The organism is Nocardioides furvisabuli (assembly GCF_021083185.1).
Lineage (GTDB): Bacteria > Actinomycetota > Actinomycetes > Propionibacteriales > Nocardioidaceae > Nocardioides > Nocardioides furvisabuli.
Genome location: NZ_JAIGQB010000007.1, coordinates 20,646 through 33,896 on the forward strand (window position 1 = coordinate 20,646; position 13,251 = coordinate 33,896).

The window sequence follows — 13,251 nt, forward strand, 5'->3', positions numbered from 1 at the left end:
GTAGGCATGAGGGGGTCCAGGGCGCTCGCGTGCGCACTCGGTGCTGCCGTGGTGACGCTCGCGGCCTGCGCTGGCGGACCGGTCCGTCCGGGGACACCGGCTGGCGGTGGCACGGTCCGGTCCATCGCGCCGGCTGCGGGCGGCTCGAAGGACCACACCCGCGAGGGCCCGGCCGCCCCGGTCGAGGGCGCGACCCCGGGGGGCACGATCACCGTCCACCTGCCCGGCGCCCCGGGCCCCGACTCGCTCGATCCGACGGCCGGGTGGGCCGTCGTCGGCAACGCGATCCAGCAGGCGCTCGTCAGCCGCTCGCTCACGCAGTACGCCCGCGACGAAGAGGGCAGCCCGGTCCTGGTGCCGGACCTCGCGACCGACCTGGGCTCGCACAATGACGACTACACGGAGTGGACCTTCACGATCCGCGACGACGCGACCTGGCAGGACGGCTCGCCCGTCACGCCCGAGGAGGTCGCCTTCGGTATCTGCCGCTCGCTCGACGCGCAGGCGTTCCCCGCCGGACCGGGGACCCAGTACTCCCGCACCTACTTCGCCGGGGCCAGCGACTACGACGGCCCCTACTCCGGCGACGACCCGGGCTGTGAGGACTACGACGCCATCACGGTGGACGGCCAGGACGTCACCATCGAGATGGAGCGGCCGTTCCCCGACATGGACTATTGGGGCGCGGTGATGGCGATGGGGCCGGCGCCGCTCGGCGACGCCGCCGATCCGGCCACCTACCGCCAGCAGCCGATGGCCACCGGTCCCTACCTGGTCGAGAGCTGGTCACCCGCCGAGGAGCTGGTGCTGGTGCGCAACGAGGCGTGGGACGCCGGCTCCGACCCGGCGCGCCACCAGTACCCCCACCGCTGGGTCTTCAGGTTCAGCCAGGACCAGGCGATGGTCGACGAGATGATGCTGTCGGGGACCTCGGAGAGCAGGACCTCGCTCGCCACGTCCCTCGGACCGGGGCGCTACACCGAGGCGAGCGCGGCGCTCGGCGAGCGCCTGGTGCAGCAGAGCTCCCCGTGCGTCACCACCCTGGCGCCCGACTACGCCGAGATCGACGAGATCGAGGTCCGCAAGGCGCTGGCCTACGCCTACCCCTACGAGGACGTGTGGATCGCGGACGGCGAGGTCCCCGGCGTGACGCGCGACTACGCGAGCTCGGTCATGCCGCCGGGCATGGACGGGCGGCGGGAGTTCCAGGTCGACGGTGCGCAGATCACCTACGACCCCGAGAGGTCCCGGGAGCTCCTGGCCGAGGCCGGCCACGGCGACGAGCCCTACCCGATCACGATGATCTACTACGAGCTCGACCGGCAGGCGGGTGCGGCGCAGGAACAGATCACCACCGGTCTGGAGGAAGGTGGCTTCGAGGTCAGGGCGATCCCTGTCCAGGAGTCGCCCTACAACACGTGGCTCGACCCCGACGACGAGCTCAACCAGCAGCTCAACGTCCGCGGTGTGAACCTGTGCCCGGCATGGCCGTCCGGGGCGGCGCTGCTGCCAGCCCTGCTGGGGGCCGGCGCGGTCTTCAACACCGCCGGTTTCGACGAGCCCGAGGTCGACGAGGAGATGGACCGCCTCGCGACGCTCCCGCTCGCGGAACAACCCGACGCGTGGGGCAGGCTGGACGAGCAGGTCATGACCGACTACTTCCCGATCATCCCGACCGCCTACGTCAACCAGCTCTTCGTGTTCGGCGCCGACATCGGCAACCCCACGGGCGACGGCTCGATGGGCACCCCGAACTACAAGGACCTCTACGTCGTGCAGTGACTCTCGCGCCTTCTATTAGGGTGTCCCGGTGACGACGGAGCAGGTGTGGTGGGGCGCGGCAGGCGCTGTGGCGCTCGTCGCCCTCGTCCTGTCGGCCCTCGCGCTCGGTCGCGCACGCCGTGCCGAGGCGCGGGCCGCGGCCCTCGCCGTACGCGTGGCGGTGCTGGAGTCGCCGGTCAGCGCCGCACCGCAGCCGGCGGTCGACGACGCCCCGGCAACCTTCGTGATCACCGGCATGGGCGTCGACGAGGCGCCCGTCGCCGAGGTGCCCGTGGCGCGACCGCTCGACGGACGCCTGTTCGCCGACGTCGTCGCGCGCGAGAGCGTGGTGTTGGCGGCGTCGTGGACCCACGGCCTGCGCCGCGCCCTGTCCCCGGCGAGCCGCAACCGCATCCGCTTCGAGGTGCGCCAGGAGACGCGACGCGCGACCCGGCAGCGCCGCGCCGAGACCAAGCAGGCGCTGCGCGAGTTCCGGGCGCGTGAGCGCGCCGGCCTCGGGCGCGACGTTCGCCGCGACGTGGGGGAGGACGTCGCCTGATGGGTCGCCCACTCTGGTTCGTGGCCGGGGCGGGGGTCGGGGTGTACGCCGCCGCCCGCGCCCGCCGTGCCGCCGAGGCGCTGACCGCCGACGGCCTGCGCGACCGCCTGCGCGGCTGGCAGGTGGGTGCCCGCCTCTTCGCCGAGGAGGTCCAGCAGGGCCGCGCCGAGCGCGAGACCGAGCTGCGCGAACAGCTCGGACTGCGGCCCCATGGCATCCCCGAGCTCACACGTGGTGGCGAGGCCCCCCCGGCTCGCACCTCACCCACCGATGCACCCAAGGAGAACGAGAACTGATGGACACCGCCGAGATCCGCCGCCGCTTCCTCGCGCACTTCGAGGCCGCCGGACACGCCGTGGTGCCCTCCGCCTCGCTGCTCGCCGACGACCCCAACCTGCTGTTCGTGCCGGCCGGCATGGTGCCCTTCAAGCCCTACTTCCTGGGTCAGGAGACGCCGCCGTGGCCGCGCGCCACCAGCATCCAGAAGTGCGTGCGCACCCCCGACATCGAGGACGTCGGCAAGACCACCCGCCACGGCACGTTCTTCGAGATGTGCGGCAACTTCTCCTTCGGCGACTACTTCAAGGAGGGCGCCGTCGAGCTCGCGTGGGACCTGCTGACCACGTCGGTCGACGACGGCGGCTTCGGGCTCGACGAGTCCCGGCTCTATCCCTCGGTCCTGGTCGGTGACGAGGAGGCCATCGGTCACTGGATGAAGGCCACCGGCCTGCCGCGCGAGCGGATCGTCCAGCTGGGCAACAAGGAGAACTACTGGTCGATGGGCGTCCCCGGGCCCGGCGGGCCGTGCTCGGAGATCCTCTACGACCGCGGTCCCGAGTGGGGCCCGGACTTCGACGTCACGACCCTCGGCCCGGACATGCCCTTCGAGCTCGAGGACCGCCTGCTGGAGATCTGGAACCTGGTCTTCATGCAGGACGAGCTCTCCGCGGTGCGCTCGAAGGAGGACTTCGACGTCGCCGGCTCGCTGCCGAAGAAGAACATCGACACCGGCATGGGCCTGGACCGTGTCGCGTTCCTGCTCCAGGGCAAGAACAACATGTACGAGATCGACGTGATGTACCCCGTGATCGAGAAGGCCGAGCAGCTCACCGGCCGTCGCTACGGCGCCGACCGCGACGACGACGTACGGTTCCGCGTCGTCGCCGACCACGTGCGCTCCTCGATGATGCTCATCGGTGACGGCGTCACGCCCGGCAACGACGGCCGCGGCTACGTCCTGCGCCGCCTGCTGCGTCGCGCGGTGCGCTCGATGCGCCTGCTCGGCTGCGAGGACCGGGTGCTGCCCGAGCTGATGCCGGTCTCGCGTGACCGGATGGGGGAGACCTACGACAACCTCGTCAGCGACTGGCCGCGCATCTCCCAGGTCGCGTTCGCGGAGGAGGACGCCTTCCGCAAGACCCTGCAGGCCGGCACCCAGATCTTCGACGTCGCCGCCTCCGAGGTGAAGCAGACCGGCGGCTCCACGCTGTCCGGCGAGCGCGCCTTCGCGCTGCACGACACCTACGGCTTCCCGATCGACCTCACGCTGGAGATGGCGGCCGAGCAGGGCCTGCAGGTGGACGAGCAGGGCTTCCGCGGCCTGATGGCCGAGCAGCGCGAGCGGGCCAAGGCCGACGCGCGCGCCAAGAAGGGCGCCCACGGCGACACGGGTGTCTACCGCGGCGTCTTCGACGAGCACGGCCCCACCGAGTGGCTGGCCTACGAGACGCTCACGACCGAGTCCCGCCCGCTGGCGCTGCTCAGCGGCGGTGCCTCGGTGCCGCGACTGGCCGAGGGCGAGGTCGGCGAGCTCGTGCTCGACCGCACCCCGTTCTACGCCGAGTCCGGCGGCCAGGCCGCCGACGCCGGCACGATCGTCTTCGACGGCGGTCGCCTCGAGGTCCTCGACGTGCAGCGCCCGATCAAGGGCCTCGTCGTGCACCAGGTGCGGGTGCTCGAGGGCGAGCTCGAGGCCGGCCGCGAGGTGCACGCCCGCGTCGACCCCGAGTGGCGTACGGGCGCGCGCCAGGCGCACTCCGGCACGCACGTCGTGCACGCCGCCCTGCGTGAGGTCCTCGGCCCCACGGCGCTGCAGTCCGGCTCCTACAACCGGCCCGGCTACCTCCGCCTCGACTTCGGGTGGACCCAGGCGCTGACGCCCGAGCAGGTGCGCGACGTCGAGACGGTCTCGCAGCAGGCGCTGCGCGCCGACCTCGCGGTCGCGTGGGACTACATGACGCTGGAGCAGGCCAAGGAGTGGGGCGCGATCGCGCTCTTCGGCGAGACCTACGACAACACCAAGGTGCGCGTCGTCGAGATCGGCGGTCCCTGGTCGCGCGAGCTCTGCGGCGGCACGCACGTCGACCACTCCTCGCAGATCGGCACGGTCGTGGTGACCGGGGAGACGAGCGTCGGCTCGGGCAACCGTCGCATCGAGGCGCTGACCGGGGTCGAGGGCTTCGGCTACCTCGCCCGCGAGCGTGACGTCGTCGCCCAGCTCACCGGCCTGCTGAAGACGCAGCCCGACGACCTGGTCAGCCGCGTGCAGGGGCTCACCGAGCGACTGAGGAACGCCGAGAAGGAGCTGGAGAAGGCGCGCCTGGCGCAGCTGCTCGGCGCCAGCGCCGACCTGGCGGCGGGTGCGACGCAGGTCGGCCCGGTCCGGCTGGTGGCCCACCGTGCCGACGGCGCGGGCGGCGGCGACGTACGCAACCTGGCGATGGACGTGCGCGGGCGCCTGCCCCAGGGCGAGCCCGGTGTCGTGGTGATCATCGGACAGGCAGACGGCAAGGTGTCCGTGGTGGCGGCGACCAACGACGAGGCGCGCGCCCGTGGGCTGTCGGCCGGCGAGCTGGTCCGCGCCGTCGGCCCGCTGCTCGGCGGCAAGGGCGGCGGCAAGGACGACGTGGCGCAGGGCGGCGGCACGGACGCCTCCCGCATCGACGAGGCCCTCGAGCTCGTCGCGCGCCGGGTCGCCGCGTCGGCTCAGGCCTGAGCGTGCGGTTCGGGGTGCGGCTCGGCATCGACCCGGGAGACGCGCGGATCGGGGTGGCGAGCAGCGACCCCTCCGGCTTCCTGGCGACCCCCGTCGAGACGGTGCGCACCGGCAAGGGCGACGTACGCCGGATCGCGCAGCTCGTCACCGAGCTCGAGGCCGTCGAGGTCGTCATAGGCCTGCCCCGCTCGCTCAACGGCACGGAGGGTCCTGCGGCCGACAAGGCGCGCGACCTCGCCCGCCGGGTCGCGCGCCGAGTTGCACCCGTCCCTGTCAGACTGTGTGATGAACGCCTGACCACGGTCTCGGCCGAGTCGATCCTGCGGGAGCAGGGACGTCGTGGCGCCAAGCGCCGTGCCGTGGTGGACCAGGCAGCGGCGGTGCTGATCCTGCAGACGGCGCTCGACACCGAGCGCATCGGCGGGCAGGCGCCTGGAGAGATCGTCGAGGTGACTGATGAGTGAGCACGAGTCCGAGCAGGACGTGCTGCGTGAGGACGACTACGAGTACGTCCCGGGCGGGCGGCGCCGCAAGGGCCGCGGAGCCAAGGGGTGCATCGCGGTCCTGGTCGCGCTGGCCGTGCTCGTCGGTGGCTTCTACTTCGGCCTGACCAAGGGCGTCTCCTGGGTGGCCGACCAGTTCCAGGGCCCCGAGGACTACCCCGGCCCCGGCACGGGCTCGGTCGAGTTCACCGTCAACGAGGGCGACGTGGTGGCCGAGATCGGCCGCAACCTCAAGGAGGAGGGCGTCACCGCGTCGGTGCAGGCCTTCATCGACGCCGCCGCGGGCGAGCCGGCCTCGAGCGGCATCCAGGTCGGCGACTACGAGCTCCAGAAGGAGATGAAGGCCGCCGACGCGCTCGAGGTCCTCATCGACCCCGACAACATGATCAGCTTCCCCACGGTGACCATCCCCGAGGGACTGCGGCTCGTCGACATCGTCTCGACCCTCGCCGAGAACACCGAGTTCCCCGAGGCTGCGTGGAACCGCGCGCTCCGGAAGCCCGGCAAGCTGGGCCTGCCCGACTACGCCGAGGGCAACGCCGAGGGCTACCTCTTCCCGGCGACGTACGAGATCAAGCCCGGGCAGAAGCCGGTGCGGATCCTGAAGATGATGGTCGACCGCTGGCGCGAGGCCGCCGACCAGGCCGGTCTGGAGGAGAAGGCCGCCGAGCTCGGCAAGACGCCGGGTGAGCTGATGATCATCGCCTCGCTCATCGAGGCCGAGGGCCGCGGCGACGACATGCCCAAGATCGCCCGCGTCATCTACAACCGCCTCGACGGGCCCGGCGACAAGGGCGGCACCAACGGCACGCTCGGGATCGACGCCTCCAACGCCTACGGCCTCGGCCTGTCGGGCACCACGGCGCTGACCACCGAGCAGCTCGCGGTCGACACCCCCTACGACACCCGTCGCCGCGCGGGACTGCCGCCGACGCCGATCGAGGCGCCCGGGGACGACGCCATCGAGGCGGCGGCCAACCCGGCTGACGGGCCCTGGTACTACTACGTCACGGTCAACCTGGAGACGGGCGAGACGAAGTTCTACGAGGACTACGACGACTTCCTCGGGGGTCGTGACGAGTACCGCGCCTACTGCGAGACGTCGGACCGCTGCTGATGCCGGGCCGGCGCTGCGGCGTGCTGGGCGACCCGATCGACCACTCGCTGTCGCCGCTCCTGCACCGGGCGGCGTACGCCGAGCTCGGCCTGGACCGGTCCTACGACGCCCACCGGGTGCCGTCGGGCGGGCTGGAGTCCTTCCTGGCCGGGCTCGACGACACCTGGCGCGGCCTGTCGCTGACCATGCCGCTCAAGCGGGAGGCGTTGCCGCTGGTCGACCGGCTCACCGACCGCGCGCGGCTCGCGGGCGCGGTCAACACCCTCCTGCTCGAGCCCGGTGGCGAGCGGGTCGGGGACAACACCGACCTGCCCGGCGCGGCTGCCGCGGTCCGGGAGCGCACGTCCGCCCCGCTGACCTCCGCGGTCGTCCTGGGCGGGGGAGCCACGGCCGCCTCGGTCGGCCTGGCGCTGGTCGACCTCGGGGTGCGGACGATCGACCTGCTCGTGCGTGACGTCGCGCGGGCCGAGGAGACGGCCGAGGTGCTGCGCTCGCACGCCGCCGACGTCGACGTACGCACCGGTCTGCTGGGTGCGTCGGACGTGCTGGCGGCCGACATCGTGGTCTCCACGGTCCCCGCGGCGGCGCAGGCGCCCGGGCTGCTGCACCGCGTCGCCGGGGTGCCGGTGGTCTTCGAGGCGCTCTACGACCCGTGGCCCACGCCGCTGGCCGCCGCAGCGCTCGCCTCCGGGCGGGTGCTGGTGAGCGGGCTGGACCTGCTGGTGCACCAGGCAGCGCTCCAGCACGAGCTCTTCACCGGCGTCCCGGCCCCGCTGGACGTGATGCGGGAGGCCGGTCGCGCCGCCCTCGAGGCGCGGGGCGACGGGTGAGTGACGTGGTGCTGGCGGCGCTGCTCGCCGGCCTGGTCGCCGGGCTGGGCGGTCTGCTGGTGCCGGCGCTGATCGCCCGAGTGCCGGAGCCGGAGCCGAAGCCGGGACCCGAGGATCCGGCGCAGGCCGAGCCCCCGAAGACGGCGTACGCCGACATCGCCGCCCGGCCGGGGCTGGGGTGGCGCAGCGCCGCCGTCTCCGCAGCCGCGGGCGCCCTGCTGGGCGCCGCGTGCGGCCTCGACTGGCCGCTGCTGTGGCTGGTGCCGCTGACCCCCGTCGCGGTCGCGCTCTCGGTCGTCGACTGGCACACCCGGCTGCTGCCGCGCGTCGTCGTGGTGCCCGCGACCCTCGCCGCGGTCGGCGTGGTGACCACGGTCGGGCTCGCCACCGACCAGCGCGAGGCCCTGGTCCGCGCGCTGGTCGCGATGGTCGCGGTGCGGTCGTTCTTCTGGGTGCTGTGGTTCGTGCGGTCGGCCGGCATGGGCTTCGGCGACGTCCGCCTCGCCGCTCCCGTCGGGCTGGTGCTCGGCTGGGTCGGATGGGGAGCGGTGGCGATCGGGGTGTGGACCAGCTTCGTGGCCTTCGTCGTCCCCGCCCTCGCGCTGGCCCTCTGGCGGCGCGACCGACTGATGCTCAAGCAGTCGTTCCCGTTCGGCCCGTTCATGGTGATAGGAGCGCTGGTGGGTCTCGTCTGGGGGACTGCGCTCGCTGGACGCATCTGGGGCTGAGAGACTGGGGCCATGCTCCGATGGCTCACAGCAGGCGAGTCCCACGGTCCCTCCTTGGTGGCGATCCTCGAGGGGCTTCCCGCCCATGTCCGCGTCACGACCGACGACCTCGCCGACTCCCTGGCCCGCCGCCGCCTCGGCTACGGCCGCGGCGCGCGGATGAAGTTCGAGCAGGACCAGATCCGCGTGCTCGGCGGCGTCCGGCACGGCAAGACCCAGGGCGGCCCGGTGGCCATCGAGGTGGGCAACACCGAGTGGCCGAAGTGGGAGAAGGTCATGTCGGCCGACCCGGTCGACCCGGTGGAGCTCGAGGCCCTGGCCCGCAACGCCCCGCTGACCCGCCCGCGCCCCGGCCATGCCGACCTCGCCGGGATGCAGAAGTACGACTTCGACGAGGCCCGTCCGATCCTCGAGCGGGCGTCGGCCCGTGAGACCGCGGCCCGCGTCGCCCTCGGCCGGGTGGCCTCCAACTTCCTCGAGCAGGCCACCGGAGCACGGATCGTGTCGCACGTGGTGTCCCTCGGTGGCGTGAAGGCGCCCGCGGGCGTCGTACCCGCTCCCGACGACGTCGAGCGGCTCGACGCCGACGAGGTGCGCTGCCTCGACCCCGAGGCGAGCGCCGCGATGGTGGCCCGCATCGACCAGGCCCACAAGGACGGCGACACCCTCGGCGGCGTCGTCGAGGTCGTCGTCCACGGCCTCCCGCCGGGCCTCGGCTCCCATGTCCACTGGGACCGGCGCCTGGACTCCCGGCTCGCCGGTGCCCTGATGGGCATTCAGGCGATCAAGGGCGTCGAGGTCGGCGACGGCTTCGAGCTCGCCGACACCCCCGGCTCGCTCGCCCACGACGAGATCGTCCCGACCGACGAGGGCCTGCGCCGGACCACGGGTCGCGCCGGCGGCACCGAGGGCGGCATGACGACCGGCGAGGTGCTGCGTGTGCGTGCGGCGATGAAGCCGATCGCCACCGTGCCCAAGGCGCTGGCGACCGTCGACGTGGCGACCGGCGAGGCAGCAGTGGCGCACCACCAGCGCTCGGACGTCTGCGCGGTCCCGGCTGCCGGCATCGTCGCTGAGGCGATGGTGGCGCTGGTGCTCGCGGACGCGGTCGTCGAGAAGTTCGGCGGCGACTCCGTGGCCGAGACGAAGCGCAACGTCGAGTCCTACCTCGACACCCTGCGATTCCGATGACGGGGTTTCGCTGATGGCGCCCCGCGTGGTGCTGGTCGGGCCGATGGGCGCCGGCAAGACGACGGTGGCGGGCCTGCTCGGTGACGCCTGGGGCGTGCCGGTGCGCGACACCGACGCCGACATCGAGGCGACCACCGGTCGCGAGATCTCCGACATCTTCGTGGAGTCGGGGGAGGACGCCTTCCGTGAGCTCGAGGTGGCTGCGGTCGCCGCAGCGGTCGCCGAGCACGACGGCGTTCTGGCCCTCGGCGGCGGTGCGGTGCTGCGCGCGGAGACGCGCGACCTGCTCGCCGACGTGCCCGTCGTCTTCCTGCGGGTCGGGCTCTCCGACGCAGTGAAGCGCGTGGGCATCGGCGTCGGCCGTCCGCTCCTGCTCGGCAACGTCCGCTCGCGGATCAAGGTGCTGCTCGACGAGCGCACCCCGGTCTACGAGTCGGTCGCCACCCACGTCGTCGACACCGACGGACGCACCCCCGACGAGGTCGCGGACGAGATCAGGGAGCTCCTTCCATGAGCGACACCGTCATCCACGTCGGCGGCGCCTCGCCCTACGACGTCGTCGTCGGCCACGGGATCACCGGGCGGCTGCCCGCGATCCTCGGCGACTCCGTCGAGCGGGTGGCCGTGCTCTACGCCGGCACGCTCGGCGCGCTGGTCGACCCGATCGTCGACGCCCTCGTCGAGCACTACGACGTCCTCGCGCTGGGGCTCCCGGAGGGGGAGCGCGCCAAGACCGCGCCCGTCGCCTCCGACTGCTGGGAGGCGCTCGGCGAGTCCGGCTTCACCCGCAGCGACGCCGTGGTGACGGTCGGCGGCGGGGCGACCACCGACCTCGGCGGCTTCGTGGCCGCCTCCTGGCTGCGCGGCGTACGCGTCGTGCACGTGCCCACCACCCTGCTCGCCATGGTCGACGCCGCCGTCGGCGGCAAGACCGGCATCAACACCGGCGCCGGCAAGAACCTCGTCGGCGCCTTCCACGAGCCCGCCGGCGTGCTGTGCGACCTGTCGCTGCTCGATTCGCTGCCGCGCGAGGAGCTCGTCGCCGGCCTCGGCGAGGTCGTCAAGTGCGGCTTCATCGCCGACCCCGTGATCCTCGACATCGTCGAGCGCACCGACCCCGAGGCGCTGAGCGCCGGGTCGGCCGAGCTCCGCGAGCTCGTGGAGCGGGCCATCCGGGTCAAGGTGGACGTGGTCGTCGACGACCTGCGCGAGCAGGGCGGCGCCGACGGTCACCCCGGTCGCGAGGTGCTCAACTACGGCCACACCCTCGCCCACGCCATCGAGCGCACCAGCGACTACTCCGTACGCCACGGCGAGGCCGTCGCGATCGGCTGCGTCTTCGTCGCCGAGCTCGCCGCCCGTGCCGGGTCCCTCGACCCCGCGCTGGTCCAGCGTCACCGCGCCGCGCTGTCGCGGGTGGGGCTGCCCACGACGTACGACGCCGCGTCCTTCGACGACCTGCATGCCGCCATGAAGGTCGACAAGAAGGCGCGTGGCTCGCAGCTGCGCTTCGTCGTGCTCGACGACCTCGCCTCCCCGCGGATCCTCGCGGGACCGGGCGAGGGCGACCTGCGGGCAGCGTACGCCGCGCTGGGTGGCACGACGTGAAGGTCCTCGTGCTCAACGGCCCCAACCTCGGTCGGCTCGGTCGCCGGCAGCCGGAGATCTACGGCTCGACGACCCATGCCGAGCTCGCCCACCAGTGCGTCGAGTGGGGACGCTCGCTCGGCCTCGAGGTCGAGGTGCGCCAGACCAACCACGAGGGCGAGCTGCTCGACTGGCTCAACGTCGCCGCCGACGACCTGACCCCGGTGGTGCTCAACGCGGGCGCGTGGACGCACTACTCGCTGGCGCTCTGGGACGCCTGCGCCCAGCTGGAGGCCCCGCTCGTCGAGGTGCACATCTCCGATCCCAAGCAGCGCGCGGAGGAGTTCCGGCACACCTCGGTCGTCGAGCCGCACGCCGAGGTCACGATCGCCGGACAGGGGATCGACGGCTACCGCCAGGCGCTGGAGCACCTGGCGGGGGGCCGACGCTCGACACCGTGACGGCAGTTGGGCTCAGCGGGGAGCCTGTCCACGCTGCGGCCCGGCTCGACAGTGGGCGAACTGCCTGCACGGTGCAGCAACCTCTGCCTCGTGGGCATGATGGAGGACGTGGAGCGCGCACGGCTGACGCTGTGCTTGGATCGGCCGGTGCTGCCCTTCCGACAGGTCGATGTCTTCAGCGCCGAGCCGTGGCTCGGCAACCCGCTCGCGGTCGTCCACGACGCCGACGGCGTGAACGACGAGCAGATGGCGCGCTTCGCGCGCTGGACCAACCTGTCGGAGACGACGTTCCTGTGTGCCCCGACCGACGAGCGGGCCGACTACCGGGTGCGGATCTGGACGCCCACCGGTGAGCTGCCCTTCGCCGGCCACCCGACGATCGGCAGCGCCCACGCCTGGCTCGAGGCCGGGGGAGTGCCGCGGGGTGACGTGGTCGTGCAGGAGTGCGGCGCCGGCCTCGTCGACGTACGCCGCTCGCCGCGGCTCGGCTTCGCAGCGCCCCCGCTGCGCCGGTCGGGGCCGGTGGACGCCGACCTTCGCGGGCGCGTCGTGCGTGCGCTCGCGATCTCGGACGCAGATGTGCAGGACATGGCCTGGATCGACAACGGGCCCGGCTGGGTCGGCGTCGATCTCGGGACCGCGCGGGCCGTCCTCGAGGTGGTGCCCGACATCGCCGCCTTCACCGACCTCAAGGTGACGGTCCTCGGACGCTGGGACGCAGCGCGAGCAGCGGAGATCGGCGCGGACGTCGAAGTGCGGGCGTTCTACGCCGACGGCCGCGACTTCGGCGAGGACCCGGTCACGGGCAGCGCCAACGCCGGCCTGGGTCAGTGGCTCATCGGTGCCGCCGCCCTGCCGTCGGCCTACACGTCCCGGCAGGGCTCCGTGATCGGCCGCGAGGGCCGCGTGCGGGTCGAGGCCTACGGCGACCAGGTGTGGGTGTCCGGAGACGCGGTCACGCGGATGGTCGGCGAGGTCGACCTGGGGTAGCCGCCTCGGCGGTGCGGGCCGCGTCGCCTCCTCTCGCCGCCCCGGGTGAGGACGTGACACGGCAGTGCGCCCATCATGGGCACATGACAGGTGGTGTCACCGGGCTGATGCTGCGCTCACCGATCGTGCTGGCGGACTCCGAGTCCTTGGACGAGGTGCGCAGGGTCTTCGACAGCTCGCACGTCCACATGGTCCTGCTCACCGCCTCGGGCCGCGTCGGCGAGCCGCTCCTCGGCACGCTCGTGCGCGGCGACCTGCCTCCCGCGGGGGTCGGGGCGGCGGGCACCGCGCTCGCCCACGCCCGCCTCGAGGGCCGTACCGTGGGTGCCGCCACACCGGCGGAGGACGCGCGCCGGGCGATGCATGCTGCGGGCGACCGGCGTCTCGCGGTCATCGACCCCGACGGGCGGCTGCTGGGCCTGCTGTGCCTGAAGCGGAGCGGCGAGGGGTTCTGCACCGATGCGGGGGTGGCGTCGCGCCGCGCGGCACGCACGGACGCGACGACGCAGGCGCCCCTGGACGCCTGACG

At 73.1% G+C, this 13,251-nt stretch carries 14 protein-coding genes; all 14 read left to right on the top strand.

Features of this window, described 5'->3' with window-relative positions:
* The first annotated feature begins 6 nt into the window (after window positions 1-6).
* The 14 genes from K4G59_RS14045 (at window position 7) to K4G59_RS14110 (ending at window position 13,249) form a co-directional block, all read left to right on the top strand.
* Complete coding sequence (locus tag K4G59_RS14045; protein WP_231251695.1) at window positions 7-1,782, top strand: ABC transporter substrate-binding protein; 1,776 nt, start codon at window positions 7-9, stop codon at window positions 1,780-1,782.
* A gap of 28 nt (window positions 1,783-1,810) precedes the next feature.
* Window positions 1,811-2,320: a hypothetical protein gene (locus tag K4G59_RS14050; protein WP_231251696.1), complete on the top strand. Its 510-nt coding sequence runs from the start codon at window positions 1,811-1,813 to the stop codon at window positions 2,318-2,320.
* A complete protein-coding gene (locus K4G59_RS14055) occupies window positions 2,320-2,616 on the top strand; it encodes a DUF6167 family protein (RefSeq protein ID WP_231251697.1) in 297 nt (98 codons plus the stop codon). The genes K4G59_RS14050 and K4G59_RS14055 overlap by 1 nt, the downstream gene beginning before the upstream one ends.
* Window positions 2,616-5,315, top strand: coding sequence for an alanine--tRNA ligase (alaS, locus tag K4G59_RS14060; protein ID WP_231251698.1), 2,700 nt, complete (start codon window positions 2,616-2,618; stop codon window positions 5,313-5,315). Before K4G59_RS14055 ends, alaS begins: the two co-directional genes overlap by 1 nt.
* Before the next feature lie 14 nt (window positions 5,316-5,329).
* Window positions 5,330-5,779 carry a Holliday junction resolvase RuvX gene (gene ruvX, locus K4G59_RS14065; RefSeq protein WP_231251865.1) on the top strand — a complete coding sequence of 150 codons (450 nt, stop codon included), beginning with the start codon at window positions 5,330-5,332 and terminating at the stop codon, window positions 5,777-5,779.
* Window positions 5,772-6,935 (top strand): endolytic transglycosylase MltG, encoded by a 1,164-nt coding sequence (mltG, locus tag K4G59_RS14070; protein WP_231251699.1) that lies wholly within the window; start codon window positions 5,772-5,774, stop codon window positions 6,933-6,935. Before ruvX ends, mltG begins: the two co-directional genes overlap by 8 nt.
* On the top strand, window positions 6,935-7,765 hold the full coding sequence (locus tag K4G59_RS14075) for a shikimate dehydrogenase (RefSeq protein WP_231251700.1): 831 nt from the start codon (window positions 6,935-6,937) through the stop codon (window positions 7,763-7,765). Before mltG ends, K4G59_RS14075 begins: the two co-directional genes overlap by 1 nt.
* Complete coding sequence (locus K4G59_RS20530) at window positions 7,762-8,493, top strand: prepilin peptidase (RefSeq protein WP_231251701.1); 732 nt, start codon at window positions 7,762-7,764, stop codon at window positions 8,491-8,493. Before K4G59_RS14075 ends, K4G59_RS20530 begins: the two co-directional genes overlap by 4 nt.
* Window positions 8,494-8,505: 12 nt before the next feature.
* On the top strand, window positions 8,506-9,684 hold the full coding sequence (gene aroC / locus K4G59_RS14085) for a chorismate synthase (RefSeq protein WP_231251702.1): 1,179 nt from the start codon (window positions 8,506-8,508) through the stop codon (window positions 9,682-9,684).
* 13 nt (window positions 9,685-9,697) lie between these two features.
* A complete protein-coding gene (locus K4G59_RS14090; RefSeq protein WP_231251703.1) occupies window positions 9,698-10,198 on the top strand; it encodes a shikimate kinase in 501 nt (166 codons plus the stop codon).
* Window positions 10,195-11,292, top strand: a complete 1,098-nt coding sequence (gene aroB, locus K4G59_RS14095; RefSeq protein WP_231251704.1) for a 3-dehydroquinate synthase — start codon at window positions 10,195-10,197, stop codon at window positions 11,290-11,292. The genes K4G59_RS14090 and aroB overlap by 4 nt, the downstream gene beginning before the upstream one ends.
* Window positions 11,289-11,732 (top strand): type II 3-dehydroquinate dehydratase, encoded by a 444-nt coding sequence (locus K4G59_RS14100; RefSeq protein ID WP_231251705.1) that lies wholly within the window; start codon window positions 11,289-11,291, stop codon window positions 11,730-11,732. The genes aroB and K4G59_RS14100 overlap by 4 nt, the downstream gene beginning before the upstream one ends.
* Window positions 11,733-11,828: 96 nt before the next feature.
* Window positions 11,829-12,722, top strand: coding sequence for a PhzF family phenazine biosynthesis protein (locus tag K4G59_RS14105; protein ID WP_231251866.1), 894 nt, complete (start codon window positions 11,829-11,831; stop codon window positions 12,720-12,722).
* An 83-nt stretch (window positions 12,723-12,805) separates the two neighbouring features.
* Window positions 12,806-13,249: a CBS domain-containing protein gene (locus tag K4G59_RS14110; RefSeq protein ID WP_231251706.1), complete on the top strand. Its 444-nt coding sequence runs from the start codon at window positions 12,806-12,808 to the stop codon at window positions 13,247-13,249.
* Window positions 13,250-13,251: the final 2 nt, after the last annotated feature.

Excerpts from the sequence above, each read along its gene's own strand:
- K4G59_RS14045 (WP_231251695.1), top strand. The coding sequence starts at position 7 with ATGAGGGGGTCCAGGGCGCTCGCGTGCGCACTCGGTGCTGCCGTGGTG.
- K4G59_RS14110 (WP_231251706.1), top strand. The coding sequence starts at position 12,806 with ATGACAGGTGGTGTCACCGGGCTGATGCTGCGCTCACCGATCGTGCTG.
- aroB (WP_231251704.1), top strand. The coding sequence starts at position 10,195 with ATGAGCGACACCGTCATCCACGTCGGCGGCGCCTCGCCCTACGACGTC.
- mltG (WP_231251699.1), top strand. The coding sequence starts at position 5,772 with ATGAGTGAGCACGAGTCCGAGCAGGACGTGCTGCGTGAGGACGACTAC.
- K4G59_RS14055 (WP_231251697.1), top strand. The coding sequence starts at position 2,320 with ATGGGTCGCCCACTCTGGTTCGTGGCCGGGGCGGGGGTCGGGGTGTAC.
- K4G59_RS14090 (WP_231251703.1), top strand. The coding sequence starts at position 9,698 with ATGGCGCCCCGCGTGGTGCTGGTCGGGCCGATGGGCGCCGGCAAGACG.
- aroC (WP_231251702.1), top strand. The coding sequence starts at position 8,506 with ATGCTCCGATGGCTCACAGCAGGCGAGTCCCACGGTCCCTCCTTGGTG.
- K4G59_RS14075 (WP_231251700.1), top strand. The coding sequence starts at position 6,935 with ATGCCGGGCCGGCGCTGCGGCGTGCTGGGCGACCCGATCGACCACTCG.
- K4G59_RS14105 (WP_231251866.1), top strand. The coding sequence starts at position 11,829 with ATGATGGAGGACGTGGAGCGCGCACGGCTGACGCTGTGCTTGGATCGG.
- alaS (WP_231251698.1), top strand. The coding sequence starts at position 2,616 with ATGGACACCGCCGAGATCCGCCGCCGCTTCCTCGCGCACTTCGAGGCC.